Annotated in this window: 15 protein-coding genes; 10 read left to right on the forward strand and 5 right to left on the reverse strand. The window is 72.9% G+C overall.

What is annotated here, in order from left to right; all coding sequences use genetic code 11:
* Positions 1 to 234: 234 nt before the first annotated feature.
* From hpnC to hpnH, 7 genes are read left to right on the forward strand one after another with little or no spacing between them, the layout of a single operon-like run.
* Positions 235 to 1044 carry a squalene synthase HpnC gene (hpnC, locus tag ACQEUU_RS29450; protein WP_433072352.1) on the forward strand — a complete coding sequence of 270 codons (810 nt, stop codon included), beginning with the start codon at positions 235 to 237 and terminating at the stop codon, positions 1042 to 1044.
* Positions 1045 to 1052: 8 nt separating this feature from the next.
* Complete coding sequence (hpnD, locus tag ACQEUU_RS29455) at positions 1053 to 1910, forward strand: presqualene diphosphate synthase HpnD (RefSeq protein ID WP_433072354.1); 858 nt, start codon at positions 1053 to 1055, stop codon at positions 1908 to 1910.
* Entirely contained in the window at positions 1907 to 3244 is a 1338-nt protein-coding gene (hpnE, locus tag ACQEUU_RS29460; RefSeq protein WP_433072355.1) for a hydroxysqualene dehydroxylase HpnE, read from the forward strand. Before hpnD ends, hpnE begins: the two co-directional genes overlap by 4 nt.
* The gene (locus ACQEUU_RS29465; protein ID WP_433072356.1) at positions 3241 to 4254 is read left to right on the forward strand and encodes a polyprenyl synthetase family protein; all 1014 of its coding nucleotides are present in this window, start codon (positions 3241 to 3243) and stop codon (positions 4252 to 4254) included. Before hpnE ends, ACQEUU_RS29465 begins: the two co-directional genes overlap by 4 nt.
* Before the next feature lie 2 nt (positions 4255 to 4256).
* Complete coding sequence (gene shc / locus ACQEUU_RS29470) at positions 4257 to 6146, forward strand: squalene--hopene cyclase (protein ID WP_433072357.1); 1890 nt, start codon at positions 4257 to 4259, stop codon at positions 6144 to 6146.
* Positions 6143 to 7030 carry a hypothetical protein gene (locus ACQEUU_RS29475; protein ID WP_433072358.1) on the forward strand — a complete coding sequence of 296 codons (888 nt, stop codon included), beginning with the start codon at positions 6143 to 6145 and terminating at the stop codon, positions 7028 to 7030. Before shc ends, ACQEUU_RS29475 begins: the two co-directional genes overlap by 4 nt.
* Positions 7027 to 8031 carry an adenosyl-hopene transferase HpnH gene (hpnH, locus tag ACQEUU_RS29480; protein ID WP_433072359.1) on the forward strand — a complete coding sequence of 335 codons (1005 nt, stop codon included), beginning with the start codon at positions 7027 to 7029 and terminating at the stop codon, positions 8029 to 8031. Before ACQEUU_RS29475 ends, hpnH begins: the two co-directional genes overlap by 4 nt.
* Before the next feature lie 7 nt (positions 8032 to 8038).
* Here the strand turns inward: hpnH and ACQEUU_RS29485 are convergent, their stop codons facing one another.
* Both ACQEUU_RS29485 and ACQEUU_RS29490 read right to left on the reverse strand, forming a co-directional pair.
* Entirely contained in the window at positions 8039 to 8776 is a 738-nt protein-coding gene (locus tag ACQEUU_RS29485; RefSeq protein WP_433072360.1) for an SDR family NAD(P)-dependent oxidoreductase, read from the reverse strand.
* Between the two features lie 212 nt (positions 8777 to 8988).
* Positions 8989 to 9483 (reverse strand): winged helix-turn-helix transcriptional regulator, encoded by a 495-nt coding sequence (locus tag ACQEUU_RS29490; protein ID WP_433072361.1) that lies wholly within the window; start codon positions 9481 to 9483, stop codon positions 8989 to 8991.
* Positions 9484 to 9583: 100 nt separating this feature from the next.
* Here ACQEUU_RS29490 and ACQEUU_RS29495 point away from each other — a divergent pair, with 100 nt between their 5' ends.
* Both ACQEUU_RS29495 and ACQEUU_RS29500 read left to right on the forward strand, forming a co-directional pair.
* A complete protein-coding gene (locus tag ACQEUU_RS29495) occupies positions 9584 to 11077 on the forward strand; it encodes an MFS transporter (RefSeq protein WP_433072362.1) in 1494 nt (497 codons plus the stop codon).
* A gap of 70 nt (positions 11078 to 11147) precedes the next feature.
* Positions 11148 to 12026, forward strand: a complete 879-nt coding sequence (locus tag ACQEUU_RS29500; RefSeq protein WP_433072363.1) for a hypothetical protein — start codon at positions 11148 to 11150, stop codon at positions 12024 to 12026.
* A 32-nt stretch (positions 12027 to 12058) separates the two neighbouring features.
* Here the strand turns inward: ACQEUU_RS29500 and ACQEUU_RS29505 are convergent, their stop codons facing one another.
* Genes ACQEUU_RS29505 through ACQEUU_RS29515 form a run of 3 tightly spaced genes read right to left on the reverse strand, consistent with a single transcriptional unit; the run spans position 12059 to position 14920 of the window.
* Complete coding sequence (locus ACQEUU_RS29505; RefSeq protein ID WP_433072364.1) at positions 12059 to 13270, reverse strand: aminopeptidase; 1212 nt, start codon at positions 13268 to 13270, stop codon at positions 12059 to 12061.
* Complete coding sequence (locus ACQEUU_RS29510) at positions 13251 to 14399, reverse strand: MFS transporter (protein ID WP_433072365.1); 1149 nt, start codon at positions 14397 to 14399, stop codon at positions 13251 to 13253. Before ACQEUU_RS29510 ends, ACQEUU_RS29505 begins: the two co-directional genes overlap by 20 nt.
* Positions 14396 to 14920 carry an ArsR/SmtB family transcription factor gene (locus ACQEUU_RS29515; RefSeq protein ID WP_433072366.1) on the reverse strand — a complete coding sequence of 175 codons (525 nt, stop codon included), beginning with the start codon at positions 14918 to 14920 and terminating at the stop codon, positions 14396 to 14398. Before ACQEUU_RS29515 ends, ACQEUU_RS29510 begins: the two co-directional genes overlap by 4 nt.
* A 786-nt stretch (positions 14921 to 15706) precedes the next feature.
* Here ACQEUU_RS29515 and ACQEUU_RS29520 point away from each other — a divergent pair.
* Complete coding sequence (locus ACQEUU_RS29520; protein WP_433072367.1) at positions 15707 to 17614, forward strand: PKD domain-containing protein; 1908 nt, start codon at positions 15707 to 15709, stop codon at positions 17612 to 17614.
* Positions 17615 to 17687 lie beyond the last annotated feature (73 nt).

The following is a 17687-nucleotide window of genomic DNA, read 5'->3' on the forward strand; positions in this document are numbered from 1 at the left end:
ATAAGTGCGGATAAATACCGTTTTCCGCTACTCGGACCCGCAAAACTGTAATTTCACATACTTTACAAAAAGAGCGCTTCTTCCTGGTTCGACACGAAAGAAAAGAACGGCGAGGCAAAAGGGAGGCCCTGGTGATCCCATAAGTGCCCCGTACCTGACCGCAGCCTGTTTTGGGCGTCGCACGGCGGGCATTCGTCGGCAATGGCGTCGTACGGGACCGGTACTCAGGCATTCATGTCGAAAGCCGGCCAGGAGAATTTTCCGGTAGCTCTGAGAATGCTGCCGGCCGGTTACCGGAACCACCTGATGGCCGTGTACGCGTTCGCCCGTCACGTCGACGACCTGGGCGACGAGGCGGAGCCGGGCGACCGGTCGCGGCTGCTCGACGACGTCGAGACCGACCTGGACCGCCTCTACGACGGATCGGTCCCGCGCCTGCCGGTGGTGCGCGCGCTCGCCCGTACGGTGCGGGAATGCTCTATCCCGGCCGAGCCTTTCCGCCGCCTGCTGGAGGCCAACCGGCGTGACCAGACGGTCACCCGCTACCGCACGTTCGACGACCTCCTCGACTACTGCGCGCTCTCGGCGAACCCCGTCGGGCACATCGTCCTGCGCGTGTTCGGCGCCGCCGAGCCGGCGCGGCTGACCTGGTCCGACCAGATCTGTTCGGCGTTGCAGATCCTCGAACACTGCCAGGACGTCGGCGAGGACCACGCGCGCGGCCGGATCTACCTGCCGGAGCAGGACCTGCGGCGGTTCGGCTGCGCCGAGAGCGACCTGGCCGCGCCGTCGACCCCGGAGAGGCTGCGCCGCGTCGTGGCCCTGCAGACCGCGCGGGCCGCGGAGATGCTGCGCGAGGGCCGCCCGCTCGTCGCCTCCCTGTCCGGGCACGCCCGGCTGGCGGTCGCCGGATACGTCGCCGGCGGGCTGGCCACCGTCACCGCGCTCGAACGGGCGGCCCATGACGTCCTGGGCCGCCCCGTCCGCCCCCGTCGTGACCACCGGCTGGCCGCCTGGCTGCGCGTCCTGGCCACCTGGAGGTGAGGAACCGGATGACCCCGTCCCACGCGTACCGGCTCTGCGAACAGATCGTCCGCACCCGGGCGAGGAACTTCTCCTACGGCATCCGGCTGCTCCCCGTGCCGAAGCGCCAGGCGCTCAGCGCGGTCTACGCGCTCGCCCGCAGGATCGACGACATCGGCGACACGGACGGCCCCGCCGAGCGGCGGCTCGACGAGCTGTCGGACATCCGTGAAGATCTCCGCCGCATCGGCCCCGGCCAGACGAACCTCGTCCTGCTCGCCCTGGACGACGCGGCCCGCCGCTATCCCATCCCGCTGCGGGCCTTCGAAGAACTGATCGACGGGTGCGCGGCCGACGTGCGCGGCACCATGTACCAGAGCTTCGACGAACTGCTCGGCTACTGCCGGTGCGTCGCCGGGTCCATCGGGCGGTTGTCCCTGGGCGTCTTCGGCGCCGAGGACCACCGCGAGGCCGAGCCCCTGGCCGACGCCCTGGGGGTCGCCCTGCAGCTCACGAACATCCTGCGCGACGTGCGCGAGGACCGGCTCGCCGGACGCGTCTACCTGCCCGCCGAAGATCTCGAACGCTTCGGCTGCACCCTGGCCGTCGACGCCGGGGGCGACTTCACCGACCCGCCGGAGCGGCTCGCCGCGCTCGTCCGGCACGAGGCGGCCCGCGCCCGCGACTGGTACGAGGAAGGGACCCGCCTGGTGCGGCTGCTCGACCGCCGCAGCGCGGCGTGCACGATGGCGATGGCCGGCATCTACCGGTCCCTGCTCGATCGGATCGCCGCCGACCCGGCGAGCGCGCTGGCGGCCCGGTCATCGCTGCCCACCTGGCGCAAGACGGCCATAGCGGCCCGCGCGGTCGCCGGGGCACGCCGATGAGCGGCCCACCGGCGGCGCCGGTCGCGATCGTGGGCGGCGGGCTGGCCGGCATCGCCGCCGCCGTCGCCCTGGGTGAGGCGGGCCACGCGGTGACGCTGTACGAGGCCCGCCCCAGACTGGGCGGCGCCACGCACTCGTTCGACCGGGACGGGCTGGCCGTGGACAACGGCCAGCACGTCTTCCTCCGCTGCTGCACCGCCTACCTGGGCCTGCTCGACCGGATGGGCGTCGCGGACCGGGTCCGGCTGCAGGACCGGTTCGACGTCCACGTCCTCACGCCCGGGGGCCGCCGCGGGCGGCTGCGCCGCACCGCGCTGCCCGGCCCGCTGCACCTGCTGCCCGCGCTGGCGACGTACTCCCTCCTGAGCCCGCCGGACCGGCTGCGCGCCGTACGGGCCGCGCTGGAGCTGGCCCGGCTGGACCCAGCCGACCCCGCGCTCGACCGGCTCACCCTGGAGAGCTGGCTGGCGGCGCACGGCCAGACCGGACCCGCCCGCGAGGCGCTCTGGGACCTGTTCGCGAAGGCGGCGCTGAACGCCGGCGCCGGCCAGGCGGCGCTCGGGCCCGCGGTGAAGGTGTTCAGGACCGCCCTGCTCGGCCGGTCCGGCGCCGCCGACATCGGCGTCCCGGACGCGCCGCTCGGCGAACTGCACGGCACCGCCGCCCACGACGCCGTCAAGCGGCACGGCGGCGAGGTGCGGCTGTCGGCCAAGGTCACGGGGATCGCCGAAGGCCCGGCGGTCGTCGTGGACGGCGTCCCGGCCCGCGCGAGCGCGGTGATCGTGGCCGTGCCGCACGAGCAGGCGGCCAGGCTCGTGCCCGTGGCGGCGGCGCCCGGCCGGGACGGCTGGCACGACCTGGGCGCGAGCCCGATCGTCAACGTGCACGTCGTCTACGACCGCCGGGTGACCGGGCTGCCGGCCGCGGCGGCGGTGGGCTCGCCGGTCCAGTGGGTCTTCGACAAGACCGGCGTGGCGGGGCTGAGCGGGGGACAGTACCTCGCGGTCTCGGTGTCGGCCGCGCAGCCGTGGATCGACCTGCCGACAGCGGCGATCCGGGCCGAGTTCGTGCCCGCACTCGAACGCCTCTTCCCCGCCGCGCGGCGGGCGCGGGTCACCGACTTCTTCGTCACCAGGGAACGCCGGGCCACCTTCTTCCAGGGGCCGGGCAGCGGCGCGCGCCGGCCCGGCGCGCGGACCCGGTGGCCGGGGCTGTATCTCGCCGGCGCGTGGACGGACACGGGCTGGCCCGACACGATGGAGGGCGCGGTGCGCAGCGGACTGCACGCGGCCGGTCTGGTCCGGCGGCACCTGATCAGCGGAGCGGCGTCATGACCGCGCTCCTCCCGCCCGTGGTGGCGCAGGCGCGGGAGCTGGTCGAGCCCGTCCTGCGCGCGGCGGTCGACCGGCTGGACCCGCTCACGGCCCGGGTGAGCGCCTACCACCTCGGCTGGACCGACGCCTCCGGCCTGCCCTCGGCCGCCCCGGGCAAGGCGTTGCGGCCGGCGCTGGTCCTGCTCTCGGCGCGGGCGGCGGGAGGCGACGTCGGGGAGTGCGCGCCGGCCGCCGCCGCGGTGGAGCTCGTGCACGCGTTCTCGCTCGTCCACGACGACATCATGGACGGCGACGAGACGCGCCGGCGCCGCCCCTCCGCGTGGCGGGTCTTCGGCGAGCCCGCCGCCATCCTGGCCGGAGACGCCCTGCTGGCGCTGGCCTTCGAACTGCTCCTGGAACACGACGCCCCCGGCCGGTCGGCCGCGGCCCGCTCGCTGAGCGCGGCCACCCGCGGCCTCATCCGGGGCCAGGGCCTGGACCTGGAGTTCGAGCGCCGCCGGGACGTCAGCCTGGACGAGTGCCGGCAGATGTCCGCGCACAAGACCGGCGACCTGTTCGCGTGCGCCTGCTCGATCGGCGCGGCCGCCGCGGGCGGGCCCGCCGAGCTCGTCGCCGGGCTGGCGGCGTTCGGCGCCGAGACGGGGCTCGCCTTCCAGCTGACCGACGACCTGCTCGGCATCTGGGGCCGCCCGGAGACGACCGGCAAGCCCGTCGGGTCCGACCTGCGCTCCCGCAAGAAGAGCCTGCCCGTCGTCGCGGCCCTCACCAGCGGGACCGCGGCGGGCGAACGCCTGGCCCGGCTGCTGGCACAGCCGGGACCGCTGACGGACCACGACCTGCGCACGGCGGCCCGGCTCGTGGAGGAGGCCGGAGGCCGGTCCTGGGCCGAGACGCAGGCCAAGCACCTGCTCGACAGCGCCGGCCGCCGGCTCGCCGACGCCCGCGTCGCCACGGACGTGCGGGAGCAGCTGCTGGACATCGCCCGCTTCATCACCACCCGGGACTACTGATCATGAAAACGGCCGACACGCTCCGAGCCGCGCCCGGCGTCCCGCCGTCCGGCGCGCGGCGGGCCCTCGACGCCGCCCGCGACCACCTGATCGGGCTGCGATCGCCGCAGGGCTGGTGGAAGGGCGAACTGCAGACCAACGTGACCATGGACGCCGAGGACCTGCTGCTGCGGGAGTTCCTCGGCATCCGGGCGAAGGACGACACCGCCGAGGCGGCCCACTGGATCCGGTCCCAGCAGCGGGCCGACGGCACCTGGGCCACCTTCCACGGCGGCCCGCCCGACCTGTCCACCACGATCGAGGCCTACGCCGCCCTGCGCCTGGCCGGCGACCCCGCCGAGGCGGCCCACCTGCGCGCCGCCCGCTCCTTCGTACGGGACTCCGGCGGGATCGAGTCGGCGCGGGTCTTCACCCGGATCTGGCTGGCCCTGTTCGGGCAGTGGCCCTGGGACCGGCTGCCCGTCCTGCCGCCGGAGCTGATGTTCCTGCCGTCGTGGTTCCCGCTGAACGTCTACGACTGGGCCTGCTGGGCCCGGCAGACGATCGTCCCGCTCACGGTCGTCAGCGCGCACCGGCCGGTCCGCCCGCTCCCGTTCGACCTGGCCGAGCTGCGCACCGGCCGTCCCGCGCAGAGGCGGGCCCGGACGGGCTGGGAGGGGTTCTTCCACGGCCTGGACCGGCTGCTGAACCGGTACGCACGACGGCCCGTGAAAGGCCCGCGCGAGGCGGCGCTCAGAAGGGCCGCCGAGTGGATCGTGGCGCGGCAGGAGGCCGACGGCTCCTGGGGAGGCATCCAGCCGCCCTGGGTGTACTCGCTGATCGCGCTCCACCTGTCCGGCTACGACCTGGACCACCCGGTCATGAGCCGGGGGATCCGCGGCCTCGACCGGTTCACCGTCAGGGACGAGCGGGGCCGCAGACTCGAAGCCTGCCAGTCCCCGGTGTGGGACACCGCGCTCGCCGTCAACGCGCTGCTCGACGCCGGCGTCCCCGCCGAGCACCCGGCCGTCGCCGAGGCCGCGGACTGGCTGCTGCAGGAGGAGGTCAGGGGGCCGGGCGACTGGGCGGTGCGACGGCCAGGTCTGGCGCCGGGCGGCTGGGCGTTCGAGTTCGACAACGACCTCTACCCCGACGTCGACGACACCGCCGAAGTGGTCCTCGCCCTGCGCCGGACGGGCCGGCCGGACGCCCGGGCCGCCATCGCCAGGGGCGTGCGCTGGATGACCGGGATGGCCTCACGCGACGGCGGGTTCGCCGCCTTCGACGCCGACAACACCAGGACGCTCTGCACCAGGCTGCCGTTCTGCGACTTCGGGGCGGTGATCGACCCGCCGTCGGCCGACGTGACCGCGCACGCCGTCGAGGCGCTGGCGCACGAGCTGCCCGGCTCGCCCGAGCTGCGGCGGGCCGTGCTCTGGCTGCTCAAGGCGCAGGAGCCGGACGGGTCCTGGTTCGGCCGCTGGGGGGCCAACCACGTCTACGGCACCGGCGCCGTGGTCCCCGCCCTGGTCGCGGCGGGGGTGCGGCGCGAGGCGGTCTGCGTCCGCCGGGCGGTCGCCTGGCTGGAGTCCCACCAGAACCGGGACGGCGGCTGGGGCGAGGACCTGCGCTCCTACACCGACCCGGCGTGGATCGGGCGCGGCGCCTCCACGCCCTCGCAGACGGCGTGGGCGCTGCTGGCCCTGCTCGCCGCCGGAGAGCTGTCGCCCGCGGTGGACGGCGGCGTGCGCTGGCTGGTCGAGCACCAGCGCCCCGACGGCACCTGGGACGAACCGTACTTCACCGGGACGGGGTTCCCCGGCGACTTCTTCATCAACTACCACCTGTACCGGCTCGTCTTCCCCGTCAGCGCCCTCGGCCGCTACCTGCGAGCCTGCGGGCAGGCGCCATGACGGACCTGCTGATCTGCACCGCCCTGGCCCTGGAGGCGCGGGCCGTCAGGCGCGGCCTCTCCCGCTGCCCGGTGCGCGTCCAGTTCCGCCGGACGGGGGTCGGGCCGCGCCGGGCCGCGCGCGTCGCGGCCGCCCTGCCGGCGTTCGACGCGCTGGCCGTGACGGGCTTCGCCGGATCGCTCGTCCCCGGCCTGCGGGCCGGGGACGTCCTGGCGGCCGAGGAGGTCCGCTACGGCGATCAGACGTTCGCCTGCCCGTCGGCGCCGCTGCTGGCGGGGGAACTGACCCGCGCGGGCCTGCGCGCCCGGACCGGCTCGCTGCTGACCTGCGATCACGTGGTGACCGGGGCACTGCGGCGCGACCTCGCCGAGCAGGGGGCGCACGCCGTCGACATGGAGACCGCGCCGCTGGCCCGCGCCGCCGCCGGCCGGCCGGTGGCCGCCGTCCGGGTCATCGTCGACACGCCCGCCGACCCGCTGCTCAGCCCGGCCACCCTGCGCGGCGCGCTGGCGGCCCGCCGCGTGCTGCGCCGCCTCGGCCCGGTCCTCGCCCGCTGGGCCGCGGCCATCGCGCCCCGCACGGTGCTGCGCGACCCGCCCGGCCTCGGCGGGGCCGACCTCGTCCTCGTGCTCGGGCCGGCCGGCTCCCCGGAGGCCCGGCGGCTGCTGGAGACCGCCACGCCGCCCGCCCGGCTCGTCGACGCGCCGGAGCGGATCGAGCTCGGCTGGCTCCGCGGGGTCCGCACCGTCGCCCTCACCGCCACCGGCTCCACCCCGCCCTCCCTCGTCGACACCGCCGAGAACGCGCTGCGCGGCCTCGGCCCGGTGACCTCCGGCATCCGCCGGACCGCCGGGGAACCCATCTCGGAGGACGCACAGCCATGACGATCCCGGTCCGCCAGAGTCTGCGTGTCGCCGGCTACATCCTGCGCAACAAGGTACGGCGACGCGCCAAGTTCCCGCTGCTGGTCGAGCTGGAACCGCTGTTCGCCTGCAACCTCGCCTGCGGCGGCTGCGGCAAGATCCAGCACCCGGCCGACGTGCTGCGCCGGCGGATGCCCGTCGAGCAGGCGGTCGCGGCGATCGAGGAGTGCGGCGCCCCGATGGTGTCCATCGCCGGCGGGGAACCGCTCATGCACCCGCAGATCGGGGAACTGGTCCGGGAGCTCATCGCGCGCAAGAAGTACGTCTACCTCTGCACCAACGCGCTGCTCATCCCCAAGAAGATCGACCAGTTCGAGCCGTCCCGGTACTTCGCCTGGACAGTGCACATCGACGGGCTGAAGGAGCGCCACGACGCGGCCGTGTGCAAGGAAGGGGTGTTCGAGGAGGCGGTCGCCGCCGTCCGCGAGTGCCGGCGGCGCGGGTTCCGCGTCACCACGAACACCACCTTCTTCAGCACCGACAGCCCGCGGACCGTCATCGAGGTGCTCGACTACCTCAACGACGACCTGGGCGTGGACCAGATGATGATCTCTCCCGCGTACGCCTACGAGAAGGCGCCGGACCAGGACCACTTCCTCGGCGTCTCGGAGATCCGCGCCCTGTTCCGCCAGGCGTTCGCCGGAGGCAACCGCCGCAGGTGGCGGTTCAACCACTCGCCCCTCTTCCTCGACTTCCTCGAAGGCCGCGTCGACTTCCCGTGCACGGCGTGGGCGATCCCGTCGTACTCCCTGTTCGGCTGGCAGCGGCCGTGCTACCTGATGTCCGACGGATACGCCCGCACCTACCGGGAGCTGGTCGAGGAGACCGACTGGGACGCCTACGGCCGCGGCCGTGACGACCGGTGCGCCAACTGCATGGCCCACTGCGGCTACGAACCCACGGCGATCTTCGCCACGCTCGGCTCACTCCGTCAGTCGCTGCGCGCCGTACGAGACCACTGACCCCGGCTCAGCCCATCCGCCGGGCGAGCCCGTGGAACAGGCCGGGCGCGGCGCCGCGCAGCCGCGCCGGCAGGCGCAGCCAGCCCGGCACGTAGCACTCCGGCCTGCCGCGCCGGACCGCCGTCACGATGCCGCGCGCCACCCGCTCCGCAGGGATCGGCGCGGGCCAGCGCCGGTCGTACGGGGCGCCGCGCCTGGCGAAGAACGGCGTGGCCACCACCCCCGGGAACACCACCGACACCCCGATGCCGGGCGACCCGGACAGCTCGTCCCGCAGCGCCTCGGCGAAGACGACCAGCCCCGCCTTGGCGGCCGAGTAGACCGCCTCGCCTCCCACGCCGACGGCGCCGGCGATCGAGGCGACGAAGACGAGGTGTCCCCGGCGCCGCTCGATCATGCCGGGCAGCAGGAGCCGCGCCAGCTCGATCGGCGCGGTCAGGTTGACCGCCACCAGCGCGTCCACCCGCCCCGCCGGCATCCGGGCGAACGGCCCGGCCCAGCCCTCTCCCGCGTTGCAGACCAGGACGTCCACGGGGGCGGCCCGCCGGGCGAGCCCGGAGGCGTCCGTCGTGACGTCGCCGACGACGGCCCGCCCGCCGGTCTCGGCCGCCACCGCGTGCAGCCGCTCCCCGTCACGTCCCGCCAGCACCAGCCGCGAACCCGCGGCGGCCATCGCCCGCGCGGTCGCCGCGCCTATGCCCGAGGACGCCCCCGTGATCAGGACGCGCGCGCCGTCGATCCTCATGCCACCCGACGCTAGCCCGCGCCGGACCGCGGCCGGGGACGACGCTCCGCGCCTTCCGCAGGCGTACGCGCGACTTGGGACAGACTGGGGAGATGCGCGAGCTGGTCATCGTCCGGAACCCGGATCAGCAGTCCCGCCTGCCCTCTACCTGATCCGGCTGCCGCTCGGAAAGGGCCTGTTCCTGCGCGCGGGCGGCACGTACCCGTCGGGGGTCAGCGGGTGCCGGTCAGGGCGGTGCGGGCGATCTCGGCCCGTTCGGCGGCCTCCGCCTCGGCGGCCCGCTGCTCGGCGAGCACGCGGGCGTCGTAGGCGGTGCGGGCCGCGGCGATCTCGTTCTGGTGCGTCTCGGTCCAGATGACCAGCTCGCGGATGGTCGAGTGCAGGGTCGCGCCCAGCGAGGTGAGCTCGTAGTCGACGCGCGGCGGGACGGTCGGGTGCACGGTCCTGCTCACCAGCCCGTCCCGTTCCAGGTGCCGCAGCGTACGGGTGAGCATGCGCTGGCTGACCCCGTCGATCAGGCGGCGCAGCTCGGTGAAGCGCAGGCTGCGCCGGTCGAGCAGGGCGATGACCAGCAGTGACCACTTGTCGGCCACGCGGTCGAGGATCTGCCGGACCTCGCAGTCCTCCCGCGTGTCCCACTGAAGAATGTCGTAGTCGTCGTCGGTATCCCCGCAGTGACCGAGTGACTTAAAAGTGCCCTCTTCCATGACATTTCATGATGCTCGACGATTCTCACGGTTACAAGAAGGAACCGGCAGGCAGTCGAGGAACCGCGGCCGGTTCCGTCGTCTGTGAAAGGACCGCACCGTGCCCACCTCGATGTCCCCCCGCGCCTGGGGCGTGCTCTTCGTGCTCGCCGGCGCGATCTTCCTGGAAGGGATCGACGTGGCCATGCTGAACGTGGCGCTGCCGGCGATCCGGGCGGATCTCGGCCTGTCCACCGGCATGCTCAGCGGCGTGGTCAGCGCCTACGTGCTCGGCTACGGCGGCTTCATGCTGCTCGGCGGCCGGGCCGCCGACCTGCTGGGACGCCGCCGGATGTTCCTGTTCTGGCTGACCGTCTTCCTGATCTTCTCCGGCCTGGGAGGCTTCGCGAACGACGGGTGGACCCTGCTGACGGCCCGCTTCGTGACCGGGGTCGCGGCCGCGTTCATGACGCCCGCGGGGCTCTCCCTGATCACCGGCAACTTCCCCGAAGGGCCGCAGCGCACGAAGGCGCTCGGGGTGTACGCCGGCACCGCCTCGGGCGGCTACGTGCTCGGCCTGGTCGCCGGCGGCCTGCTGGCCTCCATCGGCTGGCGCTGGGTGTTCTTCGCCCCGGTCATCCTGTCGGCGGTGATCCTGGTCGCGGCGCTGCTCCTGCTCAAGGAGACCCCGGTCCCCGAACGCCCGCCCGGCGGCTTCGACCTGGCCGGCGCGTTCAGCATCACCGGCGCGATGCTGCTGCTGGTGTACGGCGTGGTCCGGCTGGAACAGCCCGGCGACGGCCTCGCCCTCACGCTCGGCGTGCTCGCCGCCGGCCTCGCCCTGCTGATCGTCTTCGTACTGATCGAACGGCGGGCGCGCCACCCCCTGGTCCGGCTCGGCATCCTGCGCTCACCCTCGCTCGTACGCGCCAACCTGGGCGCCCTGCTGTTCCTGGCCGCGTTCGCCGGCTTCCAGTTCGTGGTCACCCTCTACCTCCAGGAGGTGCGCGGCTGGAGCAGCCTGCAGACCGGCCTGGCCATGCTGGTGATCAGCCTGGACGTGATCCTCGCGCCGACGCTCACCCCCTGGCTGGTCAACCGGTTCGGCAACGCCCGCGTGCTGTTCGCCGGGATGGTCCTCGCCGTCCTCGGGTACGCGCTCTTCCTGCCGATGGGCATGGACTGGACGTACGCGGCCATGCTGCCGACCATGTTCCTGCTCGGCCTGGCGTTCTCCCTGGCATACGGCCCGCTGACCATGGCCGCCACCGAGGGGGTCGCGGAGCCCGAGCACGGCCTGGCCGGCGGGCTGCTCTACACCTCCATGCAGTTCGGCACCGCGCTCGGCCTGTCCGCGGTGACCGCCGTGAGCGTCGCCGCGCTCGGCGACGCCGGCACGCCGGCAGCGGTGCTGGAGTCCCAGCGGCTCGCCCTCCTCGTCCCCGTCGCGGCCGTGGCCGCCGGCGCCCTGATCACCGCCTTCGGCCTGCGCCGCCGTGCCGCCGCTCCCGGTGACCCGCAGCCCGTCCCCGACCCAGACCCCGACCACGACCCCGACCACGACCCCGACCACGACCACGACCACGACAGAAGCGCCTCACGGCAGCCGACCTAGCCGGCACGATCCGGCGGGCCGGGAGCGGCAGCTCTTGATCCGGCCGGGAAGGCTGTGCCAGCCTGGCCCGATGGCGGTGAAGTGGTCGCGAGCGGAGATCCTCGAAGCGCTCAGGACGTGCGCGCTGCACTCGGCCACGACGGTGGACGGGTACTCCGGCCTCGACGTCGTCGCGGAGCCGGACGCCATGCTCCTGACGTTCCGCTGGTGCCGTGATCCGAACGTCTACGCCGTCGAGGTCGCCTATCCGGCGGAGCCCATCAGCCCTTGGACCGGCCTGTCGGTGACCTCGGCCCACGCATGGGCCGCGGACGTCATGGCCGGCCTCGAGGAGAACCTCGCGACCGGGCTGGTCATGTGGGGCCGCCGGACGATCCGGGACGGCTCCATCGTCCTGGCCTCCCGTGATCCCGTCGACGTCCTTCCCGCCGGGTACCACATCACGTCGGTCTCCCGCGTCGGCATGCCCCGCTCCTCGTGGCCGAAGCGGAGGGGGAGCCTCCTCAGGGAGGGCACCTTCTTCACGTACGAATCGCCGGAGGAGCCGGTTCCGCTGCCTCCGTCCGAGGTGGGTTCCCACCTGGCCGAGGAGGGGATGGACGTGAGCCTTCCCCGGCGGCTGCTCGCCGAGGACAGGCTGGCCTGCTGGCATGAGGCCTACGTCGACAACTCCCGCGGAGAACCGCACGTCGGGCACGCGGTCGCGTCCTGGGACGACCCGCCGCACACCACCGCCCGGCTGGCACTGGTGCACATCCAGCCCGGGGTCCCGCCGGACGTGCGGACGGCGCTGGCGCGCTTCGCGGTCCGCGCGGTGACCGAAGCCGGCGCTCTGCGCGTGGTCACCGCGATCGACGCCCCCGAGCTCCGTGAACTCGGGTTCCAGCCGGCGGACGGAGACGGGCTCATCCTCCACACGAGCGTCACCGGGCCCCCGCCGGAGCTCTGACCCGGCCACTCTCGGGGCGTCTCGATGCCCGGTCATACCTGCCATTCGTCGTCGCGGAGGAGCTCGACCGCGCCGCCGTCGTGGCCGATGCCGGTGACGGTGACATCGGGGCCGCCCACCATGAAGTCGACGTGCACGCGGGAACGGTTGACCCCGGCCGCGTCCAGGCCGGCGGCCTCCCGCAGATGTGCGGGCACGCCGGGAGGCAGCCCGGCGCCCCAGGCGAGATGGCAGGTGGCGTTCTCGTCCAGCAGAGTTTCGAGGTAGGTGATCCCCGATTGCCCGACCGGTGAGGAACCGTCGACGAGAGCCAGCTCACCGAGCCGCGCGGCCCCGGCATCGGTCGCCTGGTGGGTGCGGACGACGTCCGCGCCGCTGCTCGCCCGTACCTCGGTCACCACGCCCGCCGTGAAGGTCAGTTCGAGGTCGCGGATGACGGTGCCGTTGAGGACCAGCGGACGCGTCGAGCGAACCGTGCCCTCCACCCGGCGGTGGTCGGGAGTGGTGAACACCTCCTCCGTGGGGAGGTTGCACTGGAAGACGTGCCCCTCGACCGATTCGAGGCGCGCCGCGGTCCAGTGGGCGTCGGGCAGCAGGCCGATGGTCAGGTCGGTCCCCGGACCTTCGAACCGTACGGCGTCGAGACGCAGGTCCTTCAGCACCTCCGCGCGGTGGAGCAGCTCGGCGATGCGTCGCTCCCAGGCGGCCCGCGGATCGGGCTGGTCGAGCCGGAGGATGCGGCGCAGGTGCTGCCACAGCCGGGCCTCGTCCGGCTCCCCGAAGATCGCCTGAGCCCACTCCGCGGTCGGACAGGGGACGATGGTCCAGCGGACCAGGCTGCCGAGCTGGAGCCGCTGCCTCGACGTGAGGTGGGGCATCCGATCCAGACCCGCCCGGATCGGATCCTGCCCGACGAGGAGATCCGGTGTCGCGGTGCCCCGGATGTTGACCAGGACGCCGCAGTGGCGGGCGAGCTCCTCGTTCCGCGCGTCCAGCCAGGACGGAACCTCGCCCAGCGTCTCCGCGTCCGCGTGCTGGACCCGGGACCGTCTGGCATACGGGTCGAAGTACCAGATGTCGGCATAGCGAGCGCCTCGGGCGTACGCGGCCTCCGCCAGGGCGCGGGCGAGCGGAGCATGCTCGATCTCGGCGTTGATCAGAACCCGGTCGTCGCGGACGACCGGCACGGCGATGTCGAAGACGACGTCGGCGTACCCGGCCAGCTCAGTGGCGGGAATGGTCATGGAGGTCTCCTTGAGGGGATGCCTTACGAGGTGTGCGGCTGAAGGGGAGGAACAGCAGGGGCGCCAGCGCCGCCACCGCGCCCGCGGCGGCGAACCCGTACGCCAGGCCGAGGGACTGGACGATGGCGCCGAGCGCGAGCGCGGCGGTCAGGAACCCCAGGTCGAAGAACGCCGTCGTGGTGGCCAGCGCCGAGCCGCGCTGCTCGGCGGGCAGGCCGGTCACCGCCATGGTCAGGAACGCCGGAAGGCCCAGCGCCTGCCCGGCGCCCAGCACCGCCGCCGCGACCAGCGCCCCGGTGACGGACGGCCAGACGACCAGCATGGACAGCCCCGCCGCCGTGAGGACGAGCGAGGCCGCCGCCATCGCGCGCGGGCCGATCCGGGCCGCCGGCCGATGACCGGCCAGCCGTACCGTGAGCAGCACACAGCCGTAGAGCAGGAAGTGGGCGCCGCTGTCGTCGCCGCCCAGCGCCGCGACGTGCAACGGCAGGAAGGCGCTGAAGGCCGTGTATCCCCACACCGACGCCCAGTAGCCGAACCCGGGAGCCAGTCCCGCCCGGTGGACGAGCGGCCCGGTCTTCCTCGTCCGGGACGGCTCGCCGCCCGCCGGGCCGGTCAGGGACAGGCAGACGGCGAAGGCGGCGACGGCCACGGCTCCCGACAACGCCCACACGGCCCACAGACCGGCGGCGACGCGAACGGCCTCGGCGAGCGGCGGTCCGGCGAGCAGACCGGCGTTGACCGCGACGGAGAAGTGGGTGATCGCCGCGCCGCGCCGTCCGTGGTCGCTGGCCGCGGCGGCCAGGCCGACGTACGTCAGAGCCTCGCCGATCCCCGCGACGGCCCGGCAGGCCAGGAACAGCGGCAGCGAGTCGGCCAGGAGCACCGCCGACGAGGCGGCGGCCAGCAGCAAGGCGCCGGCGCCGGCGGTCGCCCTGCGACCCCGGCGGTCGGCCAGCCTGCCCGCGACCGGCCGGGCGAGCAGGGCGGACACGGAGGTCATCGCCAGACAGACGCCGACCAGGCCGGGGCCCTGGTCCAGTGGGCCGGTGACGTACCTGGGGATGACGGGGACGAGCAGCCCCAGCGACAGGAAGCACGCCCCCGTGCACAGCAGCAGGCGGGTCATCGCGCGTCGTCGAGTTCCAGCAGCAGGGCGGTCATGCTCACCTTGATCCTGTCGCCGGACCGGGGCGGCCCCGCCTTGTCATGGACCAGCGCGACCGCCTGGTCGATCAGCCCTGCGACCTCCTCCCACACGGACCGGTCCAGCCATATCTCGGCGTCCATCGACATGCGCGTGGCCCGCGCCTGGGCGAGGCGTCGTGACAGGTCGACGCTCAGCGCCTCGTGCAGGAGCTGCCGCCCCTCGGCCCGGTCCAGCCGGGCTCCGCTGGAGGGGTCGTAACGGTAGCGCCTGCGGGGTCTGCCCCTGCCTCCTCGCGGCGGCTGCTCGTCGACCTGTTCCAGGAAACCCGCCTCGGCGAGCTGGCGCAGGTGGTAGCTGGCCGAGGCGTGGGCGATGCCCAGCTCCTCCGCCACCTCGGTGGCCGACATGGACGCGCCGGTGAGCAGCGAGACGATGCGGATGCGGAGCGGGTTGGCCAGGGCCCGCAGGGGCACCAGATCGCCACCGTTTTCCCAAGACATGTTGGGATCGTAGCTTCCCAACATGTCTTGGGAAAGAGAGTTGGGCCACGACAGCCCGAAACGCCGTAGCCGCAGGATCAGGACGACCGGCACGATCGGGTCGTACGGCGGGGGCTTCGACGCAGCCGGGCCAGACGCTGCCAGATCTTCGAGGTGGCGACGGCGCGTTCGCCGCACGCACGGTTGACCGCTCGCGGCCGCAGCCGATGGAACAGAACGGGGTGCGGACAGGTCGGGCGCCGAACTCCGCTACGCCGGAGCCCCGGGGGCGAGGTCTTCGAAAGGACTTCGAACCGGTCCGGACAATGGGGAACGGAGGTGAACCGTCACCTCAATACTCCCAGCGAGCTTTCGCAGATGGTCAATGTCGCCGGTCCGGGAATATTGTGCGATGAGCATCATTCGTGTCGCCCAGGTTCTCCATCATGGCGATCTCCTTTCGACACCCGGGCGTCGCGGCCACGCCGGGAGGGCACGGCGGGCAAGCGACGCCCGAATCCGCAGCTTCAGGACGACCGGTATTACGTGGACTCCTCGGAAGGGCGCGGTTCTTCGACGCCCACGCCGACCTGATCATCGCCCACCGCCATCGGAGAACTCAAACGCACCCGTGACTTTCAGTTGAGTGATTTTACACGGATTGTCAACATATTCCGGGGCTTGTGAAGTTCGCAGGCATGGACCGTACATGCATTACCGGAAAAGCCGTCGCGGACTTAAACACAAGGCTTGCCAGCCGAGGGGAACCGGGATGTCATAAGCCCGAAACCGAGGAGAGGAAGCGATATGCCCGGAGAGTTACGCGGCGTTCTGGTGACGGCACTGGCCGCCATGATGGTCACGGCCACGTTCGGCGCCATGCCCGCCCAAGCCGAGATCGTGGAGATACAGATCGGCCAGTTCAACATGGCGGGCGGCAACGACGACCACGGACACAAGGGTGACGAGGCGCCCGACGCGCTGGTGCGCAGTATCCAGGATCGCAACCCCGCCTTCATCACCATCCAGGAAGGGTGCGAGGACTGGCTGCAGAGGCTGGACGACCAGCTCCCCGCGTACAGCGTGCAGTTCGATGCGATCCTCACCGGAGGCGGCGCGCCGGCCAACTGCAAGCACCCGAGCCCCTTCGGGAACGCGATCATCTACCGCGACGACCTGGGGATCGACACCCGCCCCGAAGGCTACAGCCTGGGCAGCCCCGCCGGCTTCGAGCAGCGGGAGATGCTCTGCGTGGCCTCGGCGGCCAGGAAGTTCGTCATCTGCAGCGCCCACCTCACGCCCGGGGGTTCCGATGAGGACACGGACGCCCGGGAGGGCGAGGCGGCGCAGGCCAAGAAGATCCTCGACACCGAGTACGCCGGCTACACCAAGTTCCTGGGCGGCGACATCAACGCCGAACCGGGTGAGGACGCCCTGGACAGCTTCTACCACTCCGGCTACGGCTCCGGCGCGAACGGCGAGTTCAAAGAGGTCGACAGCCCGTGCCGCAACCTGATCACGGAACGGATCATCATCGAGACGCCCATCGTCGTCATCCCCTGCCGGTCGGGCGAGTCCACGCACGGCAACTTCTTCACCCGCAAGAAGATCGACTATCTCTTCGTCTCGCCTGACATCCACGTACGGGACGCCGACGTCACGCACGCGCTCCACTCCGACCACGACCCGCTCTGGGCCGACATCACCGTTGACCTGTCCACGCCCGGCGGAGGCGGCGGAGGCGGCACCGACCCGGCGAACTTCCCGCCCGACGTGGACGCGGGCCCCAATGTCACGGGCGACGAAGGGCAGGCCGTCGAGCTGGCCGGCTCCGCCTTCGACCGCGAGGACGGCGTCACCACGCAGTGGACGTACACGCCGCTCGACAGGACCGACCCGGGCGCGAGCTGCTCGTTCTCCGCGCCACAGGCCCTCCGGACCACGATCACCTGCACCGACGACGGCGTCTACGCCGCCGAGTTGACGGCCGACGACGGGGTCAACCCGCCGGTCCGCGATACCGCCCTGGTGAGGATCGCCAACGCCGCCCCGGTGCTCACGCTTACCGGGCCCCGTCCCTGGCAGGTGTTCAGGGCCGGTACGGAGGTGCCGCTCACCGCCGGATTCACCGACACGGGTGCGAACGACAGCCACACCTGCGAGGTCGTCTGGGACGACGGCAGCACCGACCGGTACGCCGCAGACGGATCGTGCGACCGCTCCCACACCTTCGCCGCGCCGGGCATGTACACCATCAAGGTGAAGGTCGCCGACGACGACGGCGCCACGGACACCGCCGAGGTCATGGTGGTCGTCTACGATCCGGAGGCCGGCTTCGTGACGGGCTCGGGCGCGTTCGAGGGCGGCCGGTTCGCGCTCAACCCGCAGTACGGACCGCACGACGAGGGCCCGGCTCCCGGCCACGGGCGGCTCAAGGCGAACCTGCCCGACATCGTGATCGAATCCACAGCACTGGAATGGCTGGTCGTCACCCCCCAGGGCGGCGCGGCCGTCAAGGGAGCCTCGGGCGACCACGGCTTCGTCGCCTACCTGACCGACGAACCCGACGGGTTCCGGCTGGTCGTCTGGCGGCTGTCCGACGGCTCCCACCCGGCCGGCGAGATCGTCTACGACAACCGCGAGGGAGTCTCGTACGACCTCGATCACGCCGACCCGCCGGCCAGCGACAAGGGCTCCGTCCGGATCCACCGCTGACGATCGGACGCGGGGCGAGCCGGAACCCGCCCCGCTTCCAGGCTCCCTTTCCGTGACCGGAAACGATCAGCGG

The sequence above is a fragment of the Nonomuraea sp. CA-218870 genome (assembly GCF_050936535.1).
GTDB classification, from domain to species: Bacteria; Actinomycetota; Actinomycetes; order Streptosporangiales; family Streptosporangiaceae; genus Nonomuraea; species Nonomuraea corallina.

What these genes read in the sequence shown, in the direction of transcription:
- hpnC (WP_433072352.1), top strand. Translation starts at nt 235, where the DNA reads ATGTCGAAAGCCGGCCAGGAGAATTTTCCGGTAGCTCTGAGAATGCTG.
- hpnD (WP_433072354.1), top strand. Translation starts at nt 1,053, where the DNA reads ATGACCCCGTCCCACGCGTACCGGCTCTGCGAACAGATCGTCCGCACC.
- hpnE (WP_433072355.1), top strand. Translation starts at nt 1,907, where the DNA reads ATGAGCGGCCCACCGGCGGCGCCGGTCGCGATCGTGGGCGGCGGGCTG.
- ACQEUU_RS29465 (WP_433072356.1), top strand. Translation starts at nt 3,241, where the DNA reads ATGACCGCGCTCCTCCCGCCCGTGGTGGCGCAGGCGCGGGAGCTGGTC.
- shc (WP_433072357.1), top strand. Translation starts at nt 4,257, where the DNA reads ATGAAAACGGCCGACACGCTCCGAGCCGCGCCCGGCGTCCCGCCGTCC.
- ACQEUU_RS29475 (WP_433072358.1), top strand. Translation starts at nt 6,143, where the DNA reads ATGACGGACCTGCTGATCTGCACCGCCCTGGCCCTGGAGGCGCGGGCC.
- hpnH (WP_433072359.1), top strand. Translation starts at nt 7,027, where the DNA reads ATGACGATCCCGGTCCGCCAGAGTCTGCGTGTCGCCGGCTACATCCTG.
- ACQEUU_RS29485 (WP_433072360.1), bottom strand. Translation starts at nt 8,776, where the DNA reads ATGAGGATCGACGGCGCGCGCGTCCTGATCACGGGGGCGTCCTCGGGC.
- ACQEUU_RS29490 (WP_433072361.1), bottom strand. Translation starts at nt 9,483, where the DNA reads ATGGAAGAGGGCACTTTTAAGTCACTCGGTCACTGCGGGGATACCGAC.
- ACQEUU_RS29500 (WP_433072363.1), top strand. Translation starts at nt 11,148, where the DNA reads ATGGCGGTGAAGTGGTCGCGAGCGGAGATCCTCGAAGCGCTCAGGACG.
- ACQEUU_RS29505 (WP_433072364.1), bottom strand. Translation starts at nt 13,270, where the DNA reads ATGACCATTCCCGCCACTGAGCTGGCCGGGTACGCCGACGTCGTCTTC.
- ACQEUU_RS29510 (WP_433072365.1), bottom strand. Translation starts at nt 14,399, where the DNA reads ATGACCCGCCTGCTGCTGTGCACGGGGGCGTGCTTCCTGTCGCTGGGG.
- ACQEUU_RS29515 (WP_433072366.1), bottom strand. Translation starts at nt 14,920, where the DNA reads ATGTCTTGGGAAAACGGTGGCGATCTGGTGCCCCTGCGGGCCCTGGCC.
- ACQEUU_RS29520 (WP_433072367.1), top strand. Translation starts at nt 15,707, where the DNA reads ATGCCCGGAGAGTTACGCGGCGTTCTGGTGACGGCACTGGCCGCCATG.